The following is a 26,481-nucleotide window of genomic DNA, read 5'->3' on the forward strand; positions in this document are numbered from 1 at the left end:
AGGTGATCCTTCAGTTTTAATCACACATCCACATTAAAGCAGTCAATTCTAGCAGCATAAAAAAAGGCCCGATCAGAATCGAGCCCTTTCTGTGCAACAGCTTGTTGACTGTTGCTTAAGGCGTGACATTATCCGCGATAAAAGCTTGTACGCCAGCAATGTCATTATCTAGAACCGTCATACGTTCTTCACGATCAAACAAATCAGCCATGTGTTCAGGTAATGCCGGGGACTCCAGGCCCGCCTTTAATACAGCATCTGGAAACTTAACTGGATGTGCCGTTGCTAAAGTGATCATGGGCACCGCTTTATCACGAATGCATTCACGAGCCGCTTTAACACCAATCGCCGTATGAGGGTCTAGTAAGTAACCTGTTTCGGCATGCACATCAGCAATAGTTTGGCACGTTGCCTCGTCATCAACAGCATAGCTATCAAACAGCTCGCGAACCTTCTCCCACTTAGCAGGATCCAGTTGAACAGATTCTGTTTTAAATCGCTTCATCAAGTCATCAATGGACGCGCCATGTTTGTCGTAAACGTCAAATAGCATACGCTCAAAATTAGATGACACCATGATATCCATTGATGGTGACAAGGTGTGCACTAAACTCTGCTTGGACATATCGTTACCCGAAATCACCCGGTGCAATATATCGTTGTGGTTAGTTGCTACAACCAGCTGGCTGATGGGTAACCCCATTTTCTTCGCCAAATAACCAGCAAATATATCGCCGAAGTTGCCAGTAGGCACTGAAAAAGCAACCGGACGATGAGGGCCACCTACCGCCAGAGATGCTGAGAAATAATAAACGATCTGGGACATAATACGTGCCCAGTTAATCGAATTCACCGCACCTAATTTCATCCCCTTAAGGAATGACTGATCTGCAAAACTCGCTTTAACCATCTCTTGGCAATCATCAAAGTTACCTTCGAGCGCGATATTATGCACATTATCAGCTAACACCGTAGTCATCTGCTTGCGCTGCACCTCAGATACACGGTTGTGTGGATGCAGGATAAAGATATCAACATGCTTGGAATGACGGCAACCTTCAATGGCAGCGGAGCCTGTATCGCCAGACGTAGCCCCCATGATCACCAAATGCTCATTGCGCTTTACAAGCACATGATCCATTAAGCGGCCTAGCAGCTGCAATGCAAAGTCTTTAAAGGCCAATGTAGGGCCATGAAACAACTCAAGCACCCATTCATTAGTACCAAGCTCTTTTAACGGTGCTACCGCCGTATGATTAAAGCCTGCATAGGTTTCATCGATCATGACTTTAAGATCAGCATCCGCGATACAGTCATTGACGAACGGAGAAATCACTTTGAATGCCAAATCGGCGTAAGACAAACCTGCCCAACTTGCTATCTCTTCCTGACTAAATGCCGGCAGCTCTTCAGGTACGTATAAGCCACCATCACTAGCTAATCCAGCCAGTAATACTTCTTCAAAATTAAGCGCTGGAGCTTGGCCGCGTGTAGATATGTATTTCATGTCTTTTCCTTTAGCCTTGTAGCTGCTCAACACGGATACGTGTTACCTGCCCAATGATGTCATCTAGCGCTTCGATAGCTGCGATCGCATCATTCATTGTTTGCTCTTTAACGCGTTGCGTTAGCAAAATAACAGGGACTTGGTATTCGGCTGTTTCCTTTTGGATGATCGCCTCAATATTGATGCCGTTATCACCTAATATTTTAGTAATGCTAGCCAATACGCCCGGCTTTTCAACAGCGTGCAGTCTTAAATAATACGATGTCTCAGTCTCAGTCATCGGCAAAACAGGCGTTGAAGATAGCTCGTCTTGCTGGAACGCCAAAGGCGGTACACGCCCTTCGTTTTCAGCCGCTAGATTACGTACCACATCGACAATGTCCGCTACCACAGCAGACGCCGTAGGCTCTGCTCCTGCACCTGCGCCGTAATAAAGCGTTTGCCCCACAGCATCGCCATCAACCATAACAGCGTTCATTACGCCATTTACATTGGCGAGTAGCATTTTCTCGGGGATTAAGGTTGGGTGAACCCGCAACTCGATGCCATTTTCGGTACGACGGCTAATGCCTAAGTGTTTTATGCGATAGCCTAGCTCTTCTGCATACTGAACATCTTCAGCCGTAATTTTGCTGATGCCTTCGGTATAAGCTTTATCAAACTGTAGCGGAATACCAAATGCGATCGATGCAAGGATAGTCAGCTTATGCGCTGCATCAATCCCCTCAACATCAAATGTAGGATCCGCCTCGGCATAACCTAAAGCCTGCGCTTCTGCTAGCACATCAGCAAAGTCACGGCCTTTTTCGCGCATTTCTGTCAGGATGAAGTTACCTGTACCATTAATGATACCGGCTAACCAATTAATACTGTTTGCAGACAAGCCTTCACGGATAGCTTTAACGACAGGAATACCGCCAGCCACCGATGCCTCATAAGACACCATGACGTTGTTACGCTGAGCGGCTTCAAAAATTTCGTTACCATGGACGGCAATTAGGGCCTTATTAGCCGTCACTACATGCTTACCATTCTCGATTGCTGTCATAACAAGCTTAAAAGCTACGTCATAGCCGCCGATTAGCTCAACCACGATATCAATATCAGGATTAGTAGCCACTTCAAAAATATCACGGGTAATGGCTGTACCATGGGTATTGCAGGCTGGGTTATCACGACGAGCGCCAATTTGCTGCACAATAATCTGACGTCCAGCTCTGCGCGCAATCTCATCTGCATTACGCAGAAGAACATTAAAAGTGCCGCCACCGACGGTACCAAGACCACAAATTCCTACATTTACCGGTTTCAAAACCTTACCTCGCTGTTAACAAGCCATCCCATGGATTTAAGATACATAAAGATCCCGTCTAATCACTTCAACGACAGACGCTTGCCCAATGCTCAAAAAATGGTCACACATTATAGCGAATAGTTTGACGTTACTCTATTAACACACCATGACCGACCATAAAAAAAGGAGCTTTCGCTCCTTCTTTTCTAAATTACACCAGCAATTTAATGCCTAAAGCTCGTTTATGAATCGGCTTTAATCAGCTCGATCAATCGCGAAGCAGGCATGTAACCGGGAATTAACTTACCCTGCGCCGTTACAATGGCAGGGGTTCCCGTTACACCCGCTTTTTGACCTAGCATATATTGATCGATAACCGGATTTTCACACGTAGCGCTAGCAACCGACTTCCCTTGCTTTGACTGGTCCATGGCTGCATTTCTATCTTCTGCACACCAGATCGATTCCATTTTTTTATGCACAGGCGATCCAGGCCCTTGGCGCGGGAAGGCTAAATACTTCACGGTTACACCTTGAGCTTGCAATTTAGGCACCTCATCATGCAACTTGCGGCAATATGGGCAATCAACATCCGTAAACACAAACACAGACGCTTTTTCGGTACCTTGAGCCGGATAGACGACCAGATCACTATCATCCAACGCCGCCATTTCTTTTTCACGCTGAGCATTTTGCTTTTTCTCAGTTAAGCTGACAAAACCTTCAGCATCAGATAACTGATACAAATTACCCAGCAAAAAGAACTCTCCCTTTTCATCCGTGTAAAGCACTTCTCCGCTACCGAGTTCAACTTCGTACATCCCCGGAATAGGGGCTTTTTCTATTGATACCACTGGTATGCCAGCATCAATTTTCTTAATTTGTGTTTGAATTTGCTCTTCAACGCTTTGAGCAAAAACACTCGTGCTGAGCAATAACAGCAAAGTGGGCAATAGAGTACGGCGCATAACTTCCTCTGAGGATTAATTAATAAAATTTAAGACGTAATGAGTTTGTTTTAGTTCAGCACGAGCGACCCACATCATAAGTTTTAACATAAAAGAGATCTACATTAGGGCTCAAATGGATCACCCCCGCGGGTGATGATCCTTATGCAATGCTTGTAGACGCTGCTGCGCTACGTGCGTATATATTTGAGTTGTTGATAAATCACTGTGGCCTAACATCATCTGAACAACTCGTAAATCGGCTCCATGATTCAATAAATGCGTGGCGAAAGCGTGGCGTAATACATGCGGTGATAAAGGCTTATCAATACCTGCAACGACAGCATACTGCTTTATACGATGCCAAAAAGTCTGACGAGTCATTTGCACGCCCCGCTGACTAGGAAAAACAACTTCACAAGCCGGGTCCGTCAGCAAATCAGGACGCGCATTTTGCAAATACAACGCTAGATAATTACAAGCTTCTTCTCCTAAAGGAACCAGCCGCTCTTTATCACCTTTACCAGTGACCCGAACAACCCCCATTCGCAAGTTAATTTGGCCTAAGGTCAATGACACAAGCTCCGTTACCCGCAAACCAGTTGCATACAAGGTTTCTAACATTGCCCTATCGCGTAAGCCTATCGTGGTACCGGTATCAGGGGCATGTAAAAGCTGTGTTACATCATCTTCGGAGAGCGTTTTGGGTAAAGCACGACCTTTCTTGGGAAGCTGAATTTGCAAAAGCGGATCAACACCAATCAACGACTCCCGCAATAAATAGCGGTAAAAGCGACGTGCGCAAGAAATAAAACGAGATGTAGAGGCCGGGCTCAGTGCCTGGGCCACACGCCAATTGAGGTAACGTCGCACATCAGCCGCAGTAACGCCGAGTAAGGACATACCTAGCTCATTTAGCCAACAAGCAAATAATGACAGATCTCTTTGATAGGCCAGCTGAGTATTCTGACTCAGGCCTTCTTCCAACCATAGGGCGTCAACAAACTGCTGAATGACTTTAACATCCGCCTCTTCTGGCGCTTTACGCGTAAAACGCTTATCTCCGCTTACAGTGACGTCCACTATCAACGATACACTTCTACGGCAGATATATTTTCGCGCAGCACCGGAATCGTCGCTTTCCCTTGCTGTATATGCCGGCGAATGCTAATTCCGGAGCTATTCACCCCCACTAATACGCCATCCATTTCACGACCAAACAAGGTTTGAACTTTTATCGAGCTACCAATGTACCCTTCTAGCTCAGGAAAAGGGGTCAACTCAAAGCGTTTTTCTTTCTCAGGCGGTCTAATCGGCATAACACCCGGAACAATTTCGCGTAATCGAGCCTCACTTATCCCCGCAGGCTTCTCGATGATTGCATCAGGAGTGACCATTGCACGAGCGGCAGAGCGTACATCACCCGCATATAGCTGTAAAATAACTTCCCACTCAGCATCGGTGAACTCAATTAACTTAGCTCCAACACTCCATCGAACTTCGGCTCGACTAAAGACACCTTCTACGCCTTCAATAGCAGTTAAAGCCGACAAGGAAGGAGGTACAGCCGGTTCAAATCGTACTTGAGTACTCATATTCGGCTGCCACAAGGAAACCATCGACTGGAGTACATCTTCACTGACATTCACACCGTACAGCGCCCACCAAGCATTGAGAGCGTCTTGGTATAACGTACTGTAGTTTGCCACTTCAACACCCGCATGCTCTGCACAACGATTGCGCCAACGCGTATTGATTCCTTGGTCTTTTATAGAAACTCTCATCTGCTGAATAACGCTAGCGGCTAATTGCTCGCGTCTTAGGGAAACCTGACCGGGCTGACCGACCAGCAAATCTATTTCGCCTGCGGCCAACTGGTTAAAATCGGCTTTCAGTACCAAGCGCAAGGCGTTGTTTTGGAGGGACGGATCAAAAAGGAACGTAGCGCTTCCTCTGATATTTTTATAACCCAGCTCCTCAAGGGGTGTCCGTCCAAACGCCGCTTCCTCTGGACATATCAACGTTGATAACGAAGGTGTGTCCTTATTATCGACATGCTGATGCTTTAACAGACTAAATGACTCAGAAGACAACTGAAGTTGATCAAGCGAAACAAAAAAAGATGAAGATACAACGCCTGAAGATAGAGCATTGTCTAAGGACAGTAGATCAAGCCAGTTAGTCGCGCCTATTGATAACTGCTCGGCTGATAAAAGCGGTTTACCCGAGTTTAAGCGAACATGCATCCCTGTCAGCGAGACATCTTGAAACGCCCAAGCGCTAATTTGCTGGTAGCCTACCTGCGCGATAGGGCTAATACTGGAGATTAAATTATCAACACTACGCTTAACTTGGAACCAATAAAAACCTTGCACCCCCGCTACCGCTAGCACGGGCAAAATAAGCCAAATTAACCACCTGAAACGACTACGCATCCACTCCCTCAGCTTTATGCACTAGCATCCTAGCTAGTGATTTTAGATGTGTCTTGATCAAGATGCTAATAACATACACAAAAAAGGTGACCATAGGTCACCTTTTTTTTACTGCATTGAACCAAATCAAACTCAGCCGAGTTTTTCTTTGATACGCGCAGACTTACCGCTACGCTCACGCAAGTAGTAAAGCTTAGCTTGACGAACATCACCACGACGCTTAAGAGTGATCTCTTCAACTTGTGTGCTGTAAGTTTGGAAAGTACGCTCAACACCCACACCGTGGGAGATTTTACGTACAGTAAACGCAGAGTTTAGACCGCGGTTACGCTTGCCAATTACAACGCCTTCGAAAGCCTGTAAACGGCTACGAGTGCCTTCAACTACACGAACCTGTACAACAACTGTGTCACCAGGTCCAAAAGCTGGAATTTCTTTACTATTCGTCTGTTCAGCTTCGATTTGCTGAATAATTGCGTTTTTGCTGCTCATCGCTCGCTCCTAATATTCAACCGCCGGACGCTTCGGTCTCGCGGACATAATCAGTTAACAATGCTTGCTGTTCGGCTGTTAACTGCATCTTATCTAACAGGTCGGGCCGGCGTTGCCAGGTTCTTCCTAACTGTTGTTTAAGACGCCAACGCCTGATCTTTTCATGATCACCGCTCAGCAGCACATCAGGTACAACGTGTTCATCAATGACTTCAGGCCGTGTGTAATGGGGGCAATCTAGTAAACCCTCAGCAAAAGAGTCTTCTTCTGCCGAAGCACTATGTCCCAAAACACCGGGTACCAGTCGAGAAACAGCATCAATCATAGTCATGGCGGGCAATTCCCCACCGCTTAAGACAAAGTCTCCAAGCGACCACTCTTCATCTATCTCTGTTCCAATAAGGCGCTCATCAATACCTTCATAACGCCCTGCCACTAAAATCAGCTTTTCGCAAGAAACAAGCTCTTGCACACCTGTATGGTCTAGACGTCGGCCCTGAGGGGACAAGTAAATAACCTTGGCACCTTCACCTGCTTGCGCTTTAGCCGCCTGTATAGCATCTCGTAATGGCTGCACTTTCATCAGCATTCCGGGACCTCCGCCATAAGGGCGATCATCCACTGTGCGATGCTTATCCAACGTAAAATCGCGAGGATTCCAACATTGAATGGCAATTAAACCATCTCGAACCCCTCTTCCTGTTACACCATGCTGAGTTATTGCCTCAAACATTTCAGGAAAGAGCGTCACCACACCAAACCACACAGCCTAGAACTCCGGATCCCAATCGATCCTCATCGTACCTGCGTCTAGGTCAATTTCTTTAATCACTATATCGGGCAGATAAGGAATGAGTCGTTCGCGACGATCATAGCTTTCTGCATTGCCCCGTACGACCATGACGTCGTTCGAGCCTGTTTCCAACAAGTGACTTACACGCCCCAGATTTTCTCCGGTGAGTGTAATAACCGTCAGTTTTTCCAGCTGGCTCCAATAATATTCACCTTCTCCAAGCTTAGGTAACAACTCGGAATCGATACCAATATCAACACCGCTAAAGCGCTGAGCATGATCTCTGTCATGAACACCATCTAACTTGGCAATCAAACCTTTGCCATGCTTTTTACTTGCCTCCAATTTGAAGGTCTGCCATTGGCCGTTAATTTTTAGCTGCCATGGCGTATAACTCAATAAGTTTTCCATCGGGTCAGTATGAGAGAAGACTTTTACCCATCCCTTTATACCGTATACCGAGGTAATCTGGCCGACTACGGTGATATCGTTTGATGTATTTCGGCTCATCATGAATTATCCAGTAACCAGCTGTTCAGAAATTACTGAGCAGCTTTTTTAGCTTCTTTAACTAGCTGAGCAACACGCTCAGACAGTGTAGCGCCTTTTCCAGTCCAGTATTCAACACGGGACAGGTCTAAGCGTAAACGCTCTTCTTGACCGCGAGCTGTTGGGTTGAAGAAACCGATACGCTCAATAAAGCGACCATCGCGAGCATTTCGAGAATCGGCAACTGTTACTTGATAGAAAGGACGCTTCTTAGCGCCACCACGTGACAAACGAATTGTGACCATCGTTGATCCCTTTATTTATGCGGGGTTTTGGTATCGCCCTGCGTTTGATTTCCACATCGCCCGACTAAACTAGCAAGACCATGCAGGCATAAAAATTATAGGGGGCGAATTCTACTCGAACCCGCCCCCTAATTAAAGCTTTCTGATTATTTTTTATTCAGACTACATCCGAGGGAAGCCGCCGCCTCCACCCATGCCCGGTGGCATCATACCTTTCATGCCACGCATCATCTTAGACATGCCGCCTTTGCCCGAAAACTTTTTCATCATTTTTGACATTTGCTTGTGCTGTTTTAGCAGACGATTCACATCTTGAATCTGGGTTCCAGATCCCATTGCAATACGCTTTTTACGAGAACCACTGATAATGTCGGGGTTGCGGCGTTCTTTTTGCGTCATGGAGTTAATAATCACCTCCATTTGCTTCATGCCTTTTTCTGCTTGGGCTGTATCCGCTTGCTGAGTCAATTGCCCCATACCAGGCAGCTTATCCAACATACCCATCATGCCGCCCATGTTGCTCATTTGCTGCAACTGCTCACGGAAATCTTCTAAATCAAAGCCTTTGCCTTTCTTAATTTTCTGGGCGAATTTTTCAGCTTTGTTTTTATCAATCTTGCGCTCGGCTTCCTCAATAAGAGATAGCACATCCCCCATACCAAGGATTCGTGACGCTAAACGGTCCGGATAAAAAGGCTCTAGCGCATCGACTTTTTCACCCATACCGATGAATTTAATCGGCTTACCTGTGATATGACGCACAGATAATGCAGCACCGCCGCGCGCATCACCATCAGCTTTCGTGAGGATAACACCGGTAAGTGGCAAGACTTCATTAAATGCTCGGGCAGTGTTAGCTGCGTCCTGACCGGTCATGGCATCAACCACAAACAGGGTTTCTACTGGATTAATCGCGCTGTGGAGCTCTTTGATCTCGCCCATCATGCTTTCATCAACGTGCAAACGGCCTGCAGTATCCACTAATAGCACATCAAAATGCTGCAGACGGGCATGTTGGATAGCATTATTAGCAATATCAATTGGCTTTTGATCAGCCGTTGACGGGTAGAATTCAACCCCCACTTCACCAGCCAGGGTTTCTAATTGCTTAATGGCTGCCGGACGATATACATCGGCAGAGACAACCAAGACCTTCTTCTTTTCACGGTCTTTTAACAAGCGCGCTAATTTGGCAACCGAGGTCGTTTTACCCGCCCCTTGCAAGCCCGCCATTAATACGACGGCAGGCGGCTTAGCCGCTAGATTTAGCGCCTCGTTTGCTTCCCCCATGACACGCACGAGTTCTTCGTTAACAATTTTAACGAAAACTTGGCCCGGAGTTAGACTTTTAGAGACCTCTTGACCTACCGCTCGCTCCTTGACCCCATTCACAAAATCTTTAACAACGGGAAGCGCCACATCGGCTTCAAGCAACGCCATACGCACTTCACGTAGCGTATCTTTTATATTGTCTTCGGTCAGTTTTGCCTGCCCCGTAACAGCACGGAGCGTTTTCGTTAATCGTTCTGACAGGTTCTCAAACATAGTCGCCTCTGATACCCCGCATTCCCACCAACATCAGCTATAAAAATCAGGGATTGCGTTACGGTTTACCTTAAATGCTTAAATATGGCGCTCATTATAGCCTAGTGTAATAGAGCACCACACCCCATTATTTCCTATACCTTCTATTTGTGCCAAACTACGGCGTCTATCAGGAGGACTTCATGCTTTTAATTTCAACGCTGTTAGCGGTTTTATTATATTTGGTTGCGGCCACGCTACAGTGGACAGTATTAAAGGGTAACAAACGCACCTCTGGGTTTGCCGTTAGAGCCGTGGCCACTACCGCTGTCGTTCTTCATACTTTTTCGATTTATCACACACTCCACCAGCCCAATGGCATCAATCTTGGCTTTTTTGCCGCAGGATCGTTAATAGCCTGGTTGGTAGCGGTCATTGTCACACTCAGTAGCTTGCGCCAAAAAATAGACAATCTGTTTATTGGTGTTTTACCGATGGCCGCCTTAGCAGCGGGGCTGGCTGTTTGGGGTCCTGAATTAGGTGAGCCACACTTATACCGCGGTGGTTTGATTTTTCACATACTGTTATCCATTTTAGCTTATAGCATGTTTACCGTAGCTACCTTCCAAGCCATTCTATTGTCTCGTCAAGATCAAGCTTTAAAACAACACCACACACGTGGGTTAGTCGCCTCATTACCCCCGCTTCAAACAATGGAGCGTTTATTATTTGAAATGCTTTGGATTGCAATGGGGCTACTATCAGCATCGCTGATCACAGGCTTCCTATTTGTTGATGATTTATTAGCCCAACATTTGGTTCATAAAACAGCCTTATCCATTATTGCTTGGCTGCTTTATGCCCTCTTATTGTGGGGTCGATTGATGCGTGGGTGGCGCAGTCAGCGCGCCGTACGCTGGACAATTTCGGGGTTCGTGATTCTAATGCTTGGCTTCTTTGGTTCGAAGTTAGTAATTGATCTTATCTATGGTGGTTAATCAAGCGCATCAGCGTATTGACAGCGCCGCTGGGGATACTGACAATGAGTCTCCATTTTTAAGTTAAGGCCCTAAGTTTTGGAAGACGCATCAATAGGATTTCTTCTCGGAGTTCTCTGCTTCCTGATTCTCTGTTCAGCATTCTTTTCCAGCTCAGAAACAGGCATGATGTCACTTAACCGTTATCGGTTAAAACATCTTGTTAAACAAAAGCACCGCGGTGCTCGTCAAGCAAGTAAGTTACTGGACCGGCCAGACCGCTTAATCGGCGTCATCTTAATCGGCAATAACTTTGTCAACATTTTGGCATCAGCCATTGCAACTGTCATTGCGGTTCGTTTATGGGGTGATGCGGGTATTGCGATAGCCACCGCAGCCCTGACCATTGTTATTCTTATATTCGCAGAAGTGTCACCTAAAACGGTCGCCGCTCTGTACCCAGAAAAAATAGCATTCCCGGCGAGCTACCTTCTAATTCCGCTGCTTAAAATAAGCTACCCTCTGGTGTGGGTAGTCAATGGTATTACCAACACTATTCTTAAAATTTTTGGGATCAGCACGGCAGGAAGTGGCGACCACCACATTAGCTCAGAAGAACTGCGCACCTTAGTGAATGAAGCCGGCGCGTTGTTGCCCAAGCGTAAGCAATCAATGCTGCTAGGTGTTTTAGAGCTCAATGACGTAACCGTTGATGACATCATGATCCCTCGTAGTGAAATACAAGGGATTGATTTAGATTTAGAGCTCGATGAAATTCTCGATAGACTTTCCCATACGCAGCACACCCGCCTTCCCGTCTATAACGGCGATATCAACCGGGTGGTGGGCATTCTACACATGCGTAACCTCGCTCAGCTCATCCAACAGGGCACGGTCAACAAAGCCTCTATTTTGCAAGTTATCAGAGAGCCTTACTTCATTCCGGAAGGAACTCCACTGCAAACCCAATTGCTAAATTTCCAAAAAGGAAGCCGCCGTATTGGCCTTGTTGTGGATGAATACGGTGACGTCCAAGGCATAGCAACCCTTGAGGACATTCTAGAAGAAATTGTTGGCGAACTATCGGCGGAGCACCGTGAAGACAATAACGATATCCACCGCCAAGAAGACGGAAGCTTCTTTATTGAAGCCTCGGCGTATGTTCGAGAGATCAACAAATCACTTGACTGGGAGCTACCCACTGACGGCCCTAAAACCCTCAACGGGTTAATTATAGAAACGCTCGAATCTATCCCTGATGCAAACGTTTGCTTGCAAATAGGCCGCTATCAGATCGAAACATTACAAATGACTGACAACCTGATCAAGTCGGCAAAAATCATTCCGTTACCCGTCGAAGACCTAGACGATTAACCCAAGCGCTGCAGATTACTGCTAGCTAATCTGCAGCGTCTAACTTCTCATAAACACTTTGCACTTTATCAGCGATAGTCTGCTCGCGATCAACGCGCGTCCCAACGCGTATTGAGGTAGTGATCCGTGGTGCACCCATACCGTGTACCGCTTCATGACACTCTTTGACGGTAGCAAAAACAGCATCCCACTCACCTTCGATATTCGTTCCATATGCGTGCATTTGATGAGATAGACCAGACGCTTTAATAATACGCTGGCATTCGGCCACGTAGGGTGAAACAGAAACACCAACACCCAGCGGCACAACACAAAGATCTATCATAACATTCATAACGTCTCCTAAACGGCAAAAAGATCATGAGTAAGTACTAACATACTTCACCGTTTTCTCGCCGCACAATTCTCTGCCAAGCTTCACGCTTTTGATCGTCGCTCAGCAAACCCCACTCAGCGATCTCCATGCCTGAACGGTGACACGCTGTGCAAATATCATTCATATCTAATACGCAGACACCCACACATGGGTTAGGTACAGGTTTCGTCTGGGAAGGGTTACTACTTGCGGTGGTACTTTTTATCGTCATTTAACTTAACTCTAGCAGTCGCTTTCATGCTCGGGTCTTGGCTTCATAGGAATGCCAGCATCCAAGCCTACATTCAATAATTCTACCAGCATAAACGCCGTCAGCCCCCAAATTATATGACCATCATATTGATAAGCAGGTACATAACGTGTTTTCCCTTTGAATAGAATTTCATCCGTATGGTGCCGGGCGTCCTGCATAAAAAAAGACAGTGGCACACGAAAAATTTCATCCAGCTCGTCGAGGTTTGCCGTTAGCGGCTCATCCGGCTCAACAATCCCCACCCAAGGCGTTACCACCACTTGATGCAACGACACAACCTGCCCTAATTGCGCTAATATCTCAACACGATGGGGCAGCAAACCGACTTCTTCTTCGGCCTCACGTAAGGCCGTAAACTTTAAATCCGGATCAGTCGCATCTTGCTTACCACCTGGGAAGGCGACTTCGCCACTGTGCGTCGAAAGCTTAGCAGAGCGACGTGTTAGGATCACATGCGGGTCTGGCTCGTTTGTTAGTGCTATTAGCACACTGGCTTGAGGTTTACGCGCGGTAATCAAACGCGGTTTATAAATAGCCAACCGCTGGCGTAATTGGTTTATCATAAAATCACCTTAGCACAAGGCGAACTATCATACCCTTGCGCCACTACTTCACTTAGACTTTTATACAGGTAAGGATAGCACTCATGAATTTTTGCAGTGAATGCGGGCAACCGGTTTCGGTCGAGGTACCAGCGGGTGATAACAGACCCCGCCACGTATGCCATGCCTGTGAGACTATTCATTACTCCAACCCCAATATCATAGCGGGTTGCCTACCAGTCTATCAGGAAGAGTATATACTGCTGTGCAAGCGCGCTATTGAGCCACGAATCGGCTATTGGACACTACCGGCCGGCTTTATGGAAAATAATGAATCCGTAGAACAAGCCGCCCTACGAGAAACTTTTGAGGAAGCATGTGCCAGTGTCTCCATTAGAAAACTGTATACACTGACATCAATCGTCCACGTAAACCAAGTACAAATACTCTACCTTGCAGAGCTTACTTCCCCTGAATATGCCGCCAGCGAAGAGTCGCTCGAAGTGGAGCTCTTCCATATCAACGAGATTCCATGGGACCAGCTTGCCTTTCAAACCATCCACAATGCCTTGCGTTTTTATATTGAGGATAAAAAGAACGGCAAGTTCCCATTGCATACGGTGCTTCTTGATACGGCTCCAGGAGAATACATACGCGAAACTCATGCCTAGGCAAAAGATGCCACTTTATCTTTTTTAGATTTCCTCGGTTGCCATTGGCTCAAGAGAACACCGCCTAGTACCAATAACGAAGCGATTAACTGCTGACCATTTAGACGCTCGCCTAACAGCCAAAACGCCAAGCCCAGCGTGAACACCGGTATTAGATTGATAAAGGCTGATGCCTGCCCCGCGTTAATACGCGACACGCCAAAATTGTATAGGCCATAGGCCCCTATATTAATCAATGTTCCCAAATACACGATAGGCCAAATACCCTCTGGAACCACTTGCGTGGGCAATTGCGTACTTGGCAAAAACAAGAAGGGAGCAAAAAATATCGTCCCGCAAAACGCCTGCATGGCCGTCAAAAACCAAGTGGAATAACGAGTAGATAAATGTTTCAAACACAAGGTGTAGCAGGTTGCACATACCATGGCACAGAACTCAAGGAAGTTCCCTAGCAAAGGATTAGGAGCTGATTCGCTTTCGTCGCCAGCCATACTAAGCCAAACAGCCCCAACAACCGCAACAGCAAAGCCCACCCACGCCATTTTATGGAGCCGCTCAGCCAAAAAGACCAAAGCCCCCATAGCCACTAACAAGGGCGCTAATGCTGTTATCATACCGGCTTGAGTAGCACTGGTATTTTGTAATGCATGAGCTTCAAATAAAAAATACAGGCAAGGCTCACTCGCAACCATCAACAGCAATAGACGCCAATCCCCCGAGCGATACTCAAACCGCATCACTGCTTTTAAAAAAAACATAAAACAGACAGCGGCCACAAACATACGCCCAAAAATTACTACCATCGGGTCATAATGAACAAACGCCATTTTCAGAGCAATAAAAGAGCTCGACCAAAGCGCCATAGCGACCAATAAGCTAGACACCGGAATCCAGAGTGAAAACATAACTACCTCACTGTAAAAAAAGGGAGATTACAGGAAGATAAAAATCAGCCAAACAAATAAAACTTAAATGACATTAGACTTACTAATAACAGTTTCTAGTTCATCTGGTGACAATGGATAGGAATAGAAATACCCCTGAGCTACATCACACCCGTGAGCGGTTAAGTAAGCAGCTTGTTCTTGGGTTTCAACCCCTTCAGCAACCGTCTCCAAGCCCAAATGTCGCGAAACATCTAGGATAGAAGCCGTAATAGCTTTGTCATCAGAATCATGAGGCAGCCCATCGATAAAGGCTCGATCAATCTTCAATTTATCGATAGGGAACCGCTTTAGGTATGCCAAACTAGAATACCCTGTACCAAAGTCATCCAAAGCAACACGTACCCCCATTTTCTGCAACGTCAGTAGTATGCGTTCGGTTTTCGTGGTATCGAGCATCAACGCTGTTTCCGTTAACTCTAAAACCAAGTTTTCTCCAGGGAAACCTGTTTTTTCTAAAGCGCGAGTCACTGTGGCAAGCAAGCTTTCTTTAAATTGTGCACCCGACACATTAACAGCAATACACGGTATACCTACACCGGCCTCGCGCCAATAAGCACCTTGAAGACAAGCTTCATGAAGCACCCAATCACCGATACCATTAATTAATCCTACTTCTTCAGCTAAGGGTATAAACTCAGCAGGCGGCATGAGTTTCCCCTCATGTTTCCAGCGAATGAGCGCTTCACACCCGGTAACACGACCATCGATCAACGAGTACAAAGGCTGGTAAGCAAGGAAAAACTCTTGATGCTCTAATGCCTGACGTAAACCATGCTCCACCCTAAGACGACTGGACGCTTTTTCGTTCATTTCAACACTGTAAAACTGGTAGTTGTTACGGCCTTGCTCTTTGGCATGGTACAAAGCAGTATCCGCATTTCTGAACAACGTATCGGCTGTATTTCCGTCATCAGGGAACAACGTAATTCCAATACTTGGCGTTACCGTTAGCTCCAGATCATCACTGTAAATTGGCGCAGACAACGACTTCATCAAACGTTCTGATAAATTAGCAGCAGCACTTAATACTTCTTCTCGGCGTACGGTTAGCAGAATAGCGAACTCATCACCGCCAATACGCGCCACGCTGTCAACATCTCGAACAATGCTGTTTAGTCGTTCAGCTATTTGCTTGAGAACAACATCACCCACATTATGACCTAAAGAATCATTAATATTTTTAAAACGGTCTAAATCAATAAAAAGCAGCGAAAACTTTTGCATACCACGCTGCTCTGAAAGGTCGATGTACTGCTTAACGCGATCATGCAACAAGCGCCGGTTAGGCAAGCCGGTTAAGTCATCATACTCAGCTAAATACTTTAATTGCTGCTCCGCCAACACATGTTCTGACCGATCACTAAACGTAGCAATGTAATTTTTAATACGCTTTTGATCATCACGGAACACCGAAATTGCCATTTGCTGTAAATATATATCGCCCTGCTTAGTGCGATTCCATATCTCACCTTGCCATTGATCAAATACCGCTAAACTACTCCACAGAGCACGATAAAATTCGCTTGTTTGCTGACCCGAGGATAAAAAACGAGGGTTTTTTCCAAGCACGCTGCTTTGATCATAGCCTGTTATTTTAGTAAACGCGGGGTTAGTGGCGACGATGAGATTATCGGCATCTGTCACCATAATACCCTCGCGCGAGGTATCGAAAACACAGGCGGCAATATCAAGTTCTTGACGCGTGCGTGAGAAGGCCAGTTGAGCATCGCTGGCGTGACTAGAAATCCCTTGCTGCAACTTAATCAGCGCAAGGCGATAACGCCACACTAAACCTACCAACAGAATTATAACGGCTATAGTTACACCAGAAATCTGCTTAATATAGCTGACATACGGCGAACTTAACGCCAACCATCCTGCTTGTTCGATCTGGTCTTCATCGGGATACATATCTGCGATAACAACCCAACCCCACGGCTCAAAATCTTGTACCAACGCTAACTTTGTTATCGACTCATCATTCCCGTTTTCAAACCAATCATACTCACTAAAGCCGCCTCCCTTTTGGGAAATTAGCAACATCTCTCGCATCAGAGATCGAAACGCTAAATTCTCCGCTTGGGTATAATGCTGACGTTCCGCCGAAGCTTCTATGGTAGGGCTATGAAGAATATGGCCCGCCTTATCAAGTACCGTAAAAGCACCCCGTTGGCCTATATTCATACTCGCAATGCGCTGCAGGGCTTTTGCTTGAATCTCTTGCTGAGCGACCTCTAAATAATCACCGGCTCCAATGACCCAGTCCATGGGTTCAAAATATTTAATATAAGAAACCTTATCGTACATCTGCGAGCCGTGATAAGGCATATACCAACGGTAACGAGCAAACCCAGCCCCCTCCGGGTTTTTAACCGCATCCAGTATGGCTCTCATGATGAATGTTCCCTGATCATCTTGATTATCTTTTAGCAACATTCCTTCAAGAGAGGGGTTAGAGGGTAATAAAATGCAAAGCCCCTGCATATCATCGATAAAAAGATAGCCGCGCCCTTGTTTAAAACGCCAGCGACGCAGTGTCTCAACAAGCAAGCTTTGCAGTTCAGATTGGGAAAGTGTGTCCTGAAAGCGATTATATAGATAAGTGGCATGACCATGCGCCTGTACCACTTGCGCTTGCAGTTGCTCTTTAAGGTCTTGCTCGGACTGGCCATGCATATAGACTAGGTAGTCTTGCAGCGACCCCATTTCGTTTTGTAAGCGATTTTGGGTAATTGCCAATAGTCCAGACGAGCCTAGAGGGTTCTCATTTAATATAGTAGCTTGGTTTATCCGCAAGATTGTCGCGATAAACATACCTACAAAGCACGCCAGAATGACCATCACAAAAACAGTGACGCGACTGGTTAGGTATTTAGGAAGTGACACTAAGTCGGTAGGCACCGTCATATTATACTAAGCAACTCTTACAACAACGCAGCATTCCCGACAATGGCCGAAAACGTGCCTTCATATTCAAAACTATAATTGTAGCAGAGATTACTAATATGAACGCAAACTTAATAGAATTGCCGAACGATGCGCTACTCTCATTTAGAGAAAAGCTGAGCTTTGAAGGTCGCGTAATCCGGGCTAGTTTCTGCACTGTAATTTAAGTTCTTGAAAAGCCCTGTTATCCGCATAAAGTAATGCCGCGCTGCGGCTTTATCATCAAAAGCCGGTAAGCCATCCATGACACGCTGAATAAGCCGCAATTGTTCATTCTGGCGAGACATAGGTGTAGAAGCATCTACCGTATCAAAAGCATCTTGTTGTAAAAACACTTCATCCAGAAACTTTGCTTTTAAAAAAGTGCAGTAATCCTCCAGGGTGACTCCTTCTTCACCTGTCACTTGCATCATTTGCTCAATAGCTTGTGCGTCCCGCAACCATTGTTGAGCCTCACTTACGCGCAACAGCCAATCATCGCCTAACGTGGAAGTATACCAGCCGGATACTTGATCAGTGTAACGCGACCATGACAATAGAGGATCGATTGCCGGATATGCACGTTTGTAAGCACGATCAGCACTCAATCCTAAAAAAGTTTTTACCGCCCGCAACGTTGACTGGGTTACGGGCTCTTCAAAGTTGCCACCAGCAGGAGACACAGTGCCTATCATGGTTAAAGTCCCCTGCTGCCCGGCATTGTTTTGGATAACCCCAGCGCGCTCGTAAAGCGCCCTAACTGACGAGTCTAAATAAGCGGGAAAAGCCTCTTCACCTGGTATTTCTTCTAAGCGCCCCGATGTTTCTCGCATAGCTTGCGCCCAGCGGGAGGTTGAGTCGGCAATTAACAAGGCGTTATACCCCATCTGCCGATAATACTCAGCCAACGTTAGTCCTGTGTAAATAGAGGCTTCACGTGCAGCTACCGGCATGGATGAGGTGTTGCAAATAATAATGGTTCGATCCATTAAGGTTCCCCCTTTTGGATCAGGCATATTCGGGAACTCTGTAATCGTTTCAACAACTTCACCTGCCCGCTCACCACACGCGACGATAATAACGATATCGACATCAGAAAATCGCGCTATTAGTCCTTGGAGTACCGTTTTACCGGCGCCAAAAGGCCCGGGAATGCAGGCAGTACCCCCTTTAGCTACCGGAAAGAATGTATCTACCAAACGAATAGAAGTGAGCAGAGGAACATTGGGGTAACAGCGCTGAGAGCGTCCCGATTTGAGCATAGGTGTGCTCAACGGAATACGGACAGGCCAACGCTGCATCATTGAGACCTCAATAACGTCATCTTGCGCAGAAAGGCCGTCAGTTTGTAAAGAATTGGCGTTACGTCGATGAGATACGCTTCGTAACCGAGCAACCACCGTGGTTACCGTGAAACTCCCTTCCTGTATCCAGCTCACCTCCGCTTCACCACTTAGCTGAAAGGGCACCATTATTTGGTGCGTAAAGCGTCCTTCTTGAACGACGCCTAAACAGTCCCCACCTGATACGCGCGCGCCAACACTCACACGCGGCTGAAATGCCCATTTTTTAGAGGTATCAATCCCCGAAACATCTAAGCCACGGGGCAAAAAATAACCATGACCAGAAGCAATAACCTCTAATGGATTCTGTAAACCGTCATAAACCTGCCCTAATAAACCAGGGCCCAGCAACACAGATAACATATCTCCCGTTTGTTCGACGGGGTCACCAACCGCAACCCCCCGTGTGCTTTCAAATACCTGTACATCCGCCTCGCCCAAACGCACACGCAAAACTTCAGCTTTTAAGTATTCTTGGCGTTCATCATCAGCACGACGTTGAGGGCAAATATGGACCAACTCATTTTTTATAATGGGATAAAAATCGCCCTGCTCATCTGTTAATAATTGAATAGTGACAATATCATCGCGCACTCCCTTCACAGTAGCGCGGACGTCAATGCCCCCGGTTCTTGAGGCTGATAATTGACTCATAACGCCTCCTGCATAAACGGAGTTAGGGAGCTATTAGCTCGATTAATTACACTGTCACGCATCGATAAAAACAAAGACGACATACTCTCATCACCCTTCATAACTCCCAGCCTCGATACTTTTGCCCGCTCAACAAGGCGCCAGCGCAATACATAACTCACTATATTCTCGTATCGAAACATCTCACTTTGCTCGCACAGTATGAGCTGGTTCCACAGCCACTGATCAAACAACCGGCTGGCCTTCTTTGCCTTCTTTTCAGCCAGTGCTTGGGCAACGGCCGCAACCTCAGGCCACTGCGCCTCCAAACCAAACAATACGTCACCTGAACGTTTTGTCACTTGTGGCTGATAGCGCCCGTATACGAGTGTTAGAGGTTGATAGCCAAGCAGCCGCTCTCTCTCAACCGATAAAAGCGCTAGCGCCTCCCCCATACGCTGAAAAAAGTCTTTTAAGACATCAGACTCAATACTCTGGCATTGTTGTCGCCAAAAATCGGCCCACTGCTGGTTGGTTTTCAATGTTTCAACAGACAATGAGAACAGAGATTCCATGACGGCTAATTGCTGACGGTCAGCCTCTGATAGAGCTGCCAAGCGTTGCTCTAAGCCAATGCGAGAAATAGGTAAAGCCTTGTTAGCAGACAGCGGGGCTAAATAAGGCAATGATGTAATTATCGTTATGTAATGACTCATGAGCGAATCACCCCTTCTAACAGCGCCCGGTATCTTGGTTGCAAATGCGCCAATAAAAGTGCAGTTAGGGTTTGGTCAGTCAACTCTACTTCTATCGCTTGCTCGTGTAGGCGAACTTTAATGCCCGTTCCATCATGCGTAGCTAAGGTGATACCTTGGCGTAACTGTTCGCCCGTTAACGCTTGCACAAAGTGGCTCAATACATCTTGATTGTAGGCTTTGGGGTTATTGCGCAACTCGGCTAACCCGACTTTTTGCTCAGGCAACAGAAGCGTTATTTGTGCCTGATTATCAAGATCAAGCGAGGTTTTGGCTTGTCCAACTAACTCTAAAATCATCTGTGCCAAGAGTTTGTCATCCAATACTTGGTCGCAAACCAAACGCCCTAACTGCTCAGAAAAACCTGTCACTAATGTTTCTTTCACATGCAATTGAACATCGCGGGCAGCCATACGCAATGCCTCCTCAGAGGCTTTCTGTTCTCGTGCGATAGAGGCTTTGGCTTCTTTTATCAAATGTTCGGCCTCTTGTTGAGCCTGAGCAACTAACCAGTCCGCACGCTGCTGTGCTTCCTTTATTAACTTGGCGGCTTCTTGTTGTCCCGCCAAAACGCCCTTTTCTTTTAACCGTGTTATTAGTTCCTCTACGCCGTACGAGGCGGCTTGTTGATCAGTCATCATCGCCTCCTATGCAGGTAAACTACCGCTCAATACCAACGCAAAAATAAACACGAAAACCGCAAAGCCTTCCACTATGGCCGCCGGGGCTAATGACAAACCAAAAATCTCGGGTTTAATACGGGAAACATTAATAGCCGCCGCACAGCAACGTCCTTGATAAATACCACTGACAAGTAAAGCTGCTCCGCATAACAAACCAATTGCCGCGATCCCCGGGGCGTTGGCTATCGAAAGCTCTCTATTCAGCGAGAACATCACGACAATGCCAAAGATAGACTGCGAAGACGGCATGGCCGAAATACCAATATAGCGCCCGTGTCCTGAATCAGTTTCAACTAAAGCCCCGCAAGCCGCTTGACCCGCCAACGAACACCCTAAAATACTCCCCAACGACCCTAGCGCCATTGGTGCATACAAGCCCGCCCACCCAAGCATTAACATTAGGTTTTCCACGGTACCACCTCCTGTTTTTTAAACGGACGAAAGGCATAGCCCTCGTCCGCTAAACTCCAATTAAAGAATTCGATTAAGTTAAGTCGCAAGCCATGAATAACCCCGCTTACTACCGTTAAGGTAAAATTGAGCAGATGCCCTATCAGCAGTATTAACACATAGAAAAGCACACCTAATTCAGGCATGGCGGCGGCAACTTGGCTCGCCAATTGATTAAACGTTACCGCTAACGAGGCACTAGCAAGCCCCAACGCAAACAAGCGCAAATAACTCAGCACATCACCAAACAACTTACTCAAATTCGATAACCCTAACAGGCCGCTAATCCAACGCTGCTTACCCCAACCGGATTGCGACGATGAACACAGAACTATTAAGACTAATGCGAGCGCTATAGCACCTTGGTGCCAAGGCGTGATGTGAGTTAGCCATGCGGACAACGAAACGATTAAAACAACAACCCATGCAAACGAGGCAAGCATGGGTAAATGAAAACGTCGCATCCACATTTGTAGCAAGTTAGCGATCACCAAATGCACGACCCCAATCACAATGGAAAGCGTCATCATGCTGCTAAAATCATTGATATCTACTACTTTTAACGACGTCAGCCAAGCCGTTGGCGGATCTGCACCAAAGTACCCACCCACGAGCACACCCCACACCAACCCCGCTGTTGCTAACGTCAACACAAGCGCACGGATACGCTTTCCTGATTGAGATAGCCCAAGTTTGCGCCAATAAAAAGCTAGCCCAAGCGCTATTAAAGCGGCATAGCCTGCATCTGACATAATCACGGCAAAAAAACAGGCGAATGAAAAAAACACCAACCTAGAAGGGTCCCAGCCTCGGTAGGAAGGCAGCTTGAAAAAGCCAATCAGGTCTTCTCCAGCCGCAACACAGGCAGGGTTTTTAAGCAATGTGGGCGGGGTTTCATGTTTTTTAGGGCTGCGCTGCTGCAGTGCTAATCCATGGCGGCGGGCAAACGCTTGCAATGCAGGACAGTCATCTTCGGCAACCCACGCAGAAACAACAAAAAGCGATTCCGATTGCCACACGCCTTGTTCCGCTAAACGTAATTGATACTGATCATCGACCTTGGCTAATGAGTACTGTAAACAGAAAAGCCAACGGCTTAACGATTCACGCTCTATCATCACCTGCTCTTCATCCCGATGTGTTTGAACTAACTGATCTTCCAAAGTAGATAATGAAATGCTCCCCGTATGCGTTCTCGCTACAGGTAACGCATTGCTTGCAGGCTCTACCTCTGAAATAACGACAACATAAGCATAGCGGTGGTCTTTATGTACTTGCTGCCATACTAAAGACACCGCCGTCATTTCCTTTAAGCGATACAAAGGCACTTGATAAAACCACAAGCGCTGGCCTTCAAGAGCATCCAGGTCGGGTAATTCAAAGTTCCCCCAAGGTCGTAAATCAGCAATGCGTCGTTGCAGAAAAATACGCTGATCGGCTAAGTCTCGGGCTTTTTGTCGATTGACTAACACCTCATTAACTAAGCGCTCGGGATCAAAACTTTGATCAAATAACTCTTGTCGGCGAATACGCTGGCAAGCAGCCAAATAACTCACCGCTTGCTTAGCATCTTCGGGGGTAATCGAGCCAAATGCTGACGTTGCAGTGTCAGCGAATGTTTCATTGGAGCCATCTACAGAGGCATCCAAACCTGCGGGCTCTAGGTGCAACATCCCTAACGCCTGCAAATCGTCCAGAACGCTCAATTTCTGTTGTTGTAAACCAATGAGATTAATGTGGCAGAGGCGCTGAATACTCATAACGATACAAACTGCCGACGCTTTTGCTTTGCGATTTTGGCTCGTACCACAGCAGCCCTTTCATTATCAGCTATTGCAATACGTATGCGGCGAATATTCTTTTGTGCACGTGGAATAAGAACTTTTTCAAATAAATTTAATCGCTGCGTCGCCTTTAAAACAGCCGCATCCAAACGCTGCAAACGCTCCCTGAGCACCTGATAGTCTAACCATAATCGGCATGACTGCTCCAACACCTCAATTAACAAATCACTCCAAATAGGCGTAGCGGGCCGACACATATCGACATGCTCAATGACCACCTTATCCAGCCGCGGCAACACTAACCCGACGATATTATCTTCGCCATAAACCAGCTCAGTGATCTGCACTACCTCACCCAAAGCCAACGTACTTTGATCTAACGCGGGGAAATTCTTAATGACACTCGCTTCTAGCACACTTTGTTCTTGGGCAACCGTCGCCAACGCATTACGCGCTTTTGAACGAGCAGCCATCAGTTGTTTTCGCTTCATGTCTAGCGCAGGAACAACACGCTGATACACCACGAGCTGGCCTACTTCGCGATTTAGCGTGCTTTTATTTAGCGAAAGGCGGCTCATGAGTTCTCCACCTCTGCGATAGCTTTCTTGGGTAAATATTTATCAACTAGCGCTTGTTTCATTAACAACTCATCCGGTTGAAAATGCTCTGCCAGCGTCGACCAACTCAAATCAAGCGCGGCCTCCAATGGCATTGACGCGCTAATGTCCATAAAACGTTCGCGAAATTGAGCACCAAAAGCCAATAACCGCTTATCGTACTCGCTCAGATCAAATGACATGGCTTGCTTTTGCGCCGCTTCTTCTGAGGCCGCATAAAAACGAATCATCGTATTCATTATCTGACCATGATCTTCGCGCGTCTCTTTACCGATCACATGCTGTTTAAGACGAGATAAAGAGCCAAATGGATCGATCACACCATCATGTAAATAAAACTGCCCCTCTGTAATATATCCTGTGTTATCCGGCACAGGGTGCGTAACATCACCACCAGGCATGGTGGTCACGGACAATATTGTGACCGAGCCTGCGCCTTGATAATCACAAGCTCGCTCATAACGTTTAGCAAGCTGTGAATACAGATCGCCAATATAACCTCGGTTTGACGGCACATGCTCCAAGGCTATGCCGACCTCTTTTAACGCATCGGCATAGGCTGTCATATCAGTTAATAAAACCAACACCCGCTTGCCTTCCTCTACGGCAAAGCGTTCGGCAACGGCTAGCGCCATATCAGGGATAAGTAATGCTTCGACTACTGGATCCGATCCTTGATGAATATACATAACGGTTTTGGCGAGCACACCGGCTTCATCAAAGGCTCCGCGAAACGCATAGTAATCATCAAATGTTAGGCCAATCCCACCAAACACAAGAATATCAGCATCCGCATGTGCTCCGATTTGCGCCAGCAAGGTGTTGTATGGCTCCCCCGCTACAGAGAAAATAGGAATTTTCTGGCTCTCAACCAAACAATTGAAGACATCGATCATAGGCACATTGGTACGAATCATTTTGGACGCTAAGACTCGCCTCGCCGGATTCACGGTAGGCCCATCGATTGCTACTTTGGGCTCATCCGCTAACGATGGCCCATGATCAAGCGCCGCTCCAGTACCGGTAAAAATACGACCTAAAATATGAGGGGAAAATACAGCCTCCATAGAGTGCCCAAGGAAGCGAATAGAGGAGTGCGTGGACAAACCTTTTGTTCCAGAAAAAACCTGGAGTGAAATATGAGACTGTTCGAGCAGGATGACTTGCGCAAGAAATGAACCTAGGTGCCCGGAAGATTCACTTTCTATAATGGCTAAATCACCAAAACAAACTCCAGATTGTCCCTGGTCATTGAGTGGTACTTCTAATTTAACGATATCCCCCACAATCTCTAAAATGCGGGAGTAACGAACCAACCACTGAGAACTATTAAGAGACAAAGCCAACCTCCTTGCGGCTCGTCTCCAAAAACAAGAAAGAGCCTAATTAAAAATCGGCGAGTTTCCACACGTCGTAAGCCACTGTTTCATAGGGATGCGATGACTTGAGCGTTGCGATTAACGTTGGGATTAACTCGTCCTTGCATACCATCTCGACTTTCCATTCGGGAACTTTCTCAACACAGCCAAACTGACCGATAAATGGCTGGCTCCCTTCTGTCGGTCGAAACTGACCTTCACCAAGCACTTGCCAACAGCAATGTTCATAATCTCCAATTTTGCCTGCTCCTTGCTCAAACAAAGCCGCTTTTACAGACTCCAAATGGGACTCGGGAACAAAAAAAGCTAATTTATACATACATTACCGTTTTCCATAAAAATGAATATTGATCTAGCGCAGCGAAGCAGCCGCTAGCGAAAGTACACAGCCATTCTTATTAGACAGGATAGCAAGGTTATCGCTCATCATTAAAATAAAGAAAGACGCAAGCCAGAAAAGTAGCGCGGGGAGAATTCAAAAAAGGGGAAAGATGGCGCAGGGAAAGTGAGCGGTAGTCTCATCCTAACTGGATAAAACTACCACGCTAAGCAGTTAAAGCTCTTCGATTTGACGACGCATATCAGCCAGCTTACGCTCGACCACTTTTTCTAAGTGCGACATTTCTTCTAACAAGCGCTCTTTACGCGACTGTGTGTTACGTTCTTCAGCAACTAACTTATCAAGCTCATCAACCGCATGAAGAAAATAAGGCGACGACTCAGTCGTATCAATGTACGGCACACGCCCTTCGTTAACACGTAACGTTTTATGAGTACGTTTAAACTTAAACTTCTTACTTTTTGTAACCCAGTCGCCCTGATGACGGTGGAAGTAAATCTTTAACACATCAGACTCACCTTCAATACGGGCCGTATATCGTTCGATATCATAAGGATCATCAATGCCCATCTCTTTTAAGATGGGAAACTTTTCAGCAGACACGCTTTACTCTCCAGCATGGTTATTTATTAATCAATTGTGCAAG

General features: G+C 46.5%; 27 protein-coding genes. 3 read left to right on the forward strand and 24 right to left on the reverse strand.

Annotated features, from left to right (window positions below):
- Nucleotides 1-115: 115 nt before the first annotated feature.
- From thrC to ffh, 10 genes are all read right to left on the reverse strand, one after another.
- Nucleotides 116-1,507 (reverse strand): threonine synthase, encoded by a 1,392-nt coding sequence (gene thrC, locus OW491_RS13740; protein WP_290036511.1) that lies wholly within the window; start codon nt 1,505-1,507, stop codon nt 116-118.
- A 10-nt stretch (nt 1,508-1,517) separates the two neighbouring features.
- On the reverse strand, nt 1,518-2,819 hold the full coding sequence (locus OW491_RS13745) for a homoserine dehydrogenase (protein WP_075170944.1): 1,302 nt from the start codon (nt 2,817-2,819) through the stop codon (nt 1,518-1,520).
- Between the two features lie 224 nt (nt 2,820-3,043).
- Complete coding sequence (locus OW491_RS13750; protein ID WP_075179259.1) at nt 3,044-3,769, reverse strand: DsbC family protein; 726 nt, start codon at nt 3,767-3,769, stop codon at nt 3,044-3,046.
- Nucleotides 3,770-3,889: 120 nt separating this feature from the next.
- Complete coding sequence (xerD, locus tag OW491_RS13755) at nt 3,890-4,831, reverse strand: site-specific tyrosine recombinase XerD (protein ID WP_290036512.1); 942 nt, start codon at nt 4,829-4,831, stop codon at nt 3,890-3,892.
- Nucleotides 4,832-4,833: 2 nt separating this feature from the next.
- Nucleotides 4,834-6,183, reverse strand: a complete 1,350-nt coding sequence (locus tag OW491_RS13760) for a hypothetical protein (protein WP_290036513.1) — start codon at nt 6,181-6,183, stop codon at nt 4,834-4,836.
- 132 nt (nt 6,184-6,315) lie between these two features.
- Complete coding sequence (rplS, locus tag OW491_RS13765) at nt 6,316-6,675, reverse strand: 50S ribosomal protein L19 (RefSeq protein WP_075170941.1); 360 nt, start codon at nt 6,673-6,675, stop codon at nt 6,316-6,318.
- 16 nt (nt 6,676-6,691) lie between these two features.
- Entirely contained in the window at nt 6,692-7,441 is a 750-nt protein-coding gene (gene trmD, locus OW491_RS13770; RefSeq protein WP_290036514.1) for a tRNA (guanosine(37)-N1)-methyltransferase TrmD, read from the reverse strand.
- Nucleotides 7,442-7,444: 3 nt separating this feature from the next.
- Nucleotides 7,445-7,981 carry a ribosome maturation factor RimM gene (gene rimM / locus OW491_RS13775; RefSeq protein WP_343287708.1) on the reverse strand — a complete coding sequence of 179 codons (537 nt, stop codon included), beginning with the start codon at nt 7,979-7,981 and terminating at the stop codon, nt 7,445-7,447.
- Between the two features lie 29 nt (nt 7,982-8,010).
- Complete coding sequence (rpsP, locus tag OW491_RS13780) at nt 8,011-8,262, reverse strand: 30S ribosomal protein S16 (protein ID WP_075170938.1); 252 nt, start codon at nt 8,260-8,262, stop codon at nt 8,011-8,013.
- A gap of 162 nt (nt 8,263-8,424) precedes the next feature.
- Entirely contained in the window at nt 8,425-9,807 is a 1,383-nt protein-coding gene (ffh, locus tag OW491_RS13785; protein WP_075170937.1) for a signal recognition particle protein, read from the reverse strand.
- 182 nt (nt 9,808-9,989) lie between these two features.
- On the opposite strand from ffh, the gene ccsA reads away from it, so the two are divergent.
- Together ccsA and OW491_RS13795 are read left to right on the forward strand one after the other, a co-directional pair.
- A complete protein-coding gene (gene ccsA, locus OW491_RS13790) occupies nt 9,990-10,784 on the forward strand; it encodes a cytochrome c biogenesis protein CcsA (RefSeq protein ID WP_290036515.1) in 795 nt (264 codons plus the stop codon).
- Between the two features lie 78 nt (nt 10,785-10,862).
- Nucleotides 10,863-12,137, forward strand: coding sequence for an HlyC/CorC family transporter (locus OW491_RS13795; protein ID WP_075170935.1), 1,275 nt, complete (start codon nt 10,863-10,865; stop codon nt 12,135-12,137).
- Between the two features lie 25 nt (nt 12,138-12,162).
- On the opposite strand, the gene OW491_RS13800 is transcribed toward OW491_RS13795, so the two are convergent.
- From OW491_RS13800 to OW491_RS13810, 3 genes are read right to left on the reverse strand one after another with little or no spacing between them, the layout of a single operon-like run.
- Nucleotides 12,163-12,471, reverse strand: coding sequence for an MTH1187 family thiamine-binding protein (locus OW491_RS13800; protein WP_215150869.1), 309 nt, complete (start codon nt 12,469-12,471; stop codon nt 12,163-12,165).
- A 37-nt stretch (nt 12,472-12,508) separates the two neighbouring features.
- Nucleotides 12,509-12,724: a DUF1289 domain-containing protein gene (locus OW491_RS13805; RefSeq protein ID WP_290036518.1), complete on the reverse strand. Its 216-nt coding sequence runs from the start codon at nt 12,722-12,724 to the stop codon at nt 12,509-12,511.
- Nucleotides 12,725-12,735: 11 nt separating this feature from the next.
- Entirely contained in the window at nt 12,736-13,329 is a 594-nt protein-coding gene (locus OW491_RS13810; protein WP_290036520.1) for a CoA pyrophosphatase, read from the reverse strand.
- 83 nt (nt 13,330-13,412) lie between these two features.
- On the opposite strand from OW491_RS13810, the gene OW491_RS13815 reads away from it, so the two are divergent.
- A complete protein-coding gene (locus OW491_RS13815) occupies nt 13,413-13,979 on the forward strand; it encodes an NUDIX hydrolase (protein WP_290036521.1) in 567 nt (188 codons plus the stop codon).
- On the opposite strand, the gene OW491_RS13820 is transcribed toward OW491_RS13815, so the two are convergent.
- The 11 genes from OW491_RS13820 to OW491_RS13870 form a co-directional block, all read right to left on the reverse strand.
- Nucleotides 13,976-14,884, reverse strand: a complete 909-nt coding sequence (locus OW491_RS13820; RefSeq protein WP_290036522.1) for a DMT family transporter — start codon at nt 14,882-14,884, stop codon at nt 13,976-13,978. The two genes, OW491_RS13815 and OW491_RS13820, sit on opposite strands and share 4 nt — an antisense overlap.
- A 63-nt stretch (nt 14,885-14,947) precedes the next feature.
- Nucleotides 14,948-17,833, reverse strand: a complete 2,886-nt coding sequence (locus OW491_RS13825) for an EAL domain-containing protein (protein ID WP_290036523.1) — start codon at nt 17,831-17,833, stop codon at nt 14,948-14,950.
- Nucleotides 17,834-17,973: 140 nt separating this feature from the next.
- Entirely contained in the window at nt 17,974-19,848 is a 1,875-nt protein-coding gene (locus tag OW491_RS13830) for a V-type ATP synthase subunit A (RefSeq protein WP_290036525.1), read from the reverse strand.
- The gene (locus OW491_RS13835; protein ID WP_290036526.1) at nt 19,845-20,543 is read right to left on the reverse strand and encodes a hypothetical protein; all 699 of its coding nucleotides are present in this window, start codon (nt 20,541-20,543) and stop codon (nt 19,845-19,847) included. The genes OW491_RS13830 and OW491_RS13835 overlap by 4 nt, the downstream gene beginning before the upstream one ends.
- Nucleotides 20,540-21,220 carry an ATPase gene (locus OW491_RS13840; RefSeq protein WP_215150875.1) on the reverse strand — a complete coding sequence of 227 codons (681 nt, stop codon included), beginning with the start codon at nt 21,218-21,220 and terminating at the stop codon, nt 20,540-20,542. The genes OW491_RS13835 and OW491_RS13840 overlap by 4 nt, the downstream gene beginning before the upstream one ends.
- Before the next feature lie 9 nt (nt 21,221-21,229).
- Complete coding sequence (locus OW491_RS13845; protein ID WP_139303123.1) at nt 21,230-21,676, reverse strand: ATP synthase subunit C; 447 nt, start codon at nt 21,674-21,676, stop codon at nt 21,230-21,232.
- On the reverse strand, nt 21,664-23,475 hold the full coding sequence (locus OW491_RS13850; RefSeq protein WP_290036528.1) for a V-type ATP synthase subunit I: 1,812 nt from the start codon (nt 23,473-23,475) through the stop codon (nt 21,664-21,666). The genes OW491_RS13845 and OW491_RS13850 overlap by 13 nt, the downstream gene beginning before the upstream one ends.
- Complete coding sequence (locus OW491_RS13855; protein ID WP_215150877.1) at nt 23,472-24,077, reverse strand: V-type ATP synthase subunit D; 606 nt, start codon at nt 24,075-24,077, stop codon at nt 23,472-23,474. Before OW491_RS13855 ends, OW491_RS13850 begins: the two co-directional genes overlap by 4 nt.
- The gene (locus OW491_RS13860; protein WP_075170923.1) at nt 24,074-25,456 is read right to left on the reverse strand and encodes a V-type ATP synthase subunit B; all 1,383 of its coding nucleotides are present in this window, start codon (nt 25,454-25,456) and stop codon (nt 24,074-24,076) included. Before OW491_RS13860 ends, OW491_RS13855 begins: the two co-directional genes overlap by 4 nt.
- 46 nt (nt 25,457-25,502) lie before the next feature.
- Entirely contained in the window at nt 25,503-25,814 is a 312-nt protein-coding gene (locus OW491_RS13865) for a YqfO family protein (protein ID WP_075179269.1), read from the reverse strand.
- A gap of 234 nt (nt 25,815-26,048) precedes the next feature.
- The gene (locus tag OW491_RS13870) at nt 26,049-26,438 is read right to left on the reverse strand and encodes a DUF3461 family protein (protein ID WP_075170921.1); all 390 of its coding nucleotides are present in this window, start codon (nt 26,436-26,438) and stop codon (nt 26,049-26,051) included.
- Between the last annotated feature and the right edge of the window lie 43 nt (nt 26,439-26,481).

The sequence above is a fragment of the Neptunomonas sp. CHC150 genome (genome assembly GCF_030397555.1).
Taxonomy (GTDB): domain Bacteria; phylum Pseudomonadota; class Gammaproteobacteria; order Pseudomonadales; family Balneatricaceae; genus Neptunomonas; species Neptunomonas phycophila.

Bases quoted from the DNA above. Each gene is read 5' to 3' on its own strand.
- thrC (WP_290036511.1), bottom strand. From the start codon at position 1,507: ATGAAATACATATCTACACGCGGCCAAGCTCCAGCGCTTAATTTTGAA.
- OW491_RS13750 (WP_075179259.1), bottom strand. From the start codon at position 3,769: ATGCGCCGTACTCTATTGCCCACTTTGCTGTTATTGCTCAGCACGAGT.
- OW491_RS13760 (WP_290036513.1), bottom strand. From the start codon at position 6,183: ATGCGTAGTCGTTTCAGGTGGTTAATTTGGCTTATTTTGCCCGTGCTA.
- rplS (WP_075170941.1), bottom strand. From the start codon at position 6,675: ATGAGCAGCAAAAACGCAATTATTCAGCAAATCGAAGCTGAACAGACG.
- rimM (WP_343287708.1), bottom strand. From the start codon at position 7,981: ATGATGAGCCGAAATACATCAAACGATATCACCGTAGTCGGCCAGATT.
- rpsP (WP_075170938.1), bottom strand. From the start codon at position 8,262: ATGGTCACAATTCGTTTGTCACGTGGTGGCGCTAAGAAGCGTCCTTTC.
- ffh (WP_075170937.1), bottom strand. From the start codon at position 9,807: ATGTTTGAGAACCTGTCAGAACGATTAACGAAAACGCTCCGTGCTGTT.
- ccsA (WP_290036515.1), top strand. From the start codon at position 9,990: ATGCTTTTAATTTCAACGCTGTTAGCGGTTTTATTATATTTGGTTGCG.
- OW491_RS13800 (WP_215150869.1), bottom strand. From the start codon at position 12,471: ATGAATGTTATGATAGATCTTTGTGTTGTGCCGCTGGGTGTTGGTGTT.
- OW491_RS13805 (WP_290036518.1), bottom strand. From the start codon at position 12,724: ATGACGATAAAAAGTACCACCGCAAGTAGTAACCCTTCCCAGACGAAA.
- OW491_RS13810 (WP_290036520.1), bottom strand. From the start codon at position 13,329: ATGATAAACCAATTACGCCAGCGGTTGGCTATTTATAAACCGCGTTTG.
- OW491_RS13815 (WP_290036521.1), top strand. From the start codon at position 13,413: ATGAATTTTTGCAGTGAATGCGGGCAACCGGTTTCGGTCGAGGTACCA.
- OW491_RS13820 (WP_290036522.1), bottom strand. From the start codon at position 14,884: ATGTTTTCACTCTGGATTCCGGTGTCTAGCTTATTGGTCGCTATGGCG.
- OW491_RS13825 (WP_290036523.1), bottom strand. From the start codon at position 17,833: ATGACGGTGCCTACCGACTTAGTGTCACTTCCTAAATACCTAACCAGT.
- OW491_RS13830 (WP_290036525.1), bottom strand. From the start codon at position 19,848: ATGAGTCAATTATCAGCCTCAAGAACCGGGGGCATTGACGTCCGCGCT.
- OW491_RS13835 (WP_290036526.1), bottom strand. From the start codon at position 20,543: ATGAGTCATTACATAACGATAATTACATCATTGCCTTATTTAGCCCCG.
- OW491_RS13840 (WP_215150875.1), bottom strand. From the start codon at position 21,220: ATGACTGATCAACAAGCCGCCTCGTACGGCGTAGAGGAACTAATAACA.
- OW491_RS13850 (WP_290036528.1), bottom strand. From the start codon at position 23,475: ATGAGTATTCAGCGCCTCTGCCACATTAATCTCATTGGTTTACAACAA.
- OW491_RS13855 (WP_215150877.1), bottom strand. From the start codon at position 24,077: ATGAGCCGCCTTTCGCTAAATAAAAGCACGCTAAATCGCGAAGTAGGC.
- OW491_RS13865 (WP_075179269.1), bottom strand. From the start codon at position 25,814: ATGTATAAATTAGCTTTTTTTGTTCCCGAGTCCCATTTGGAGTCTGTA.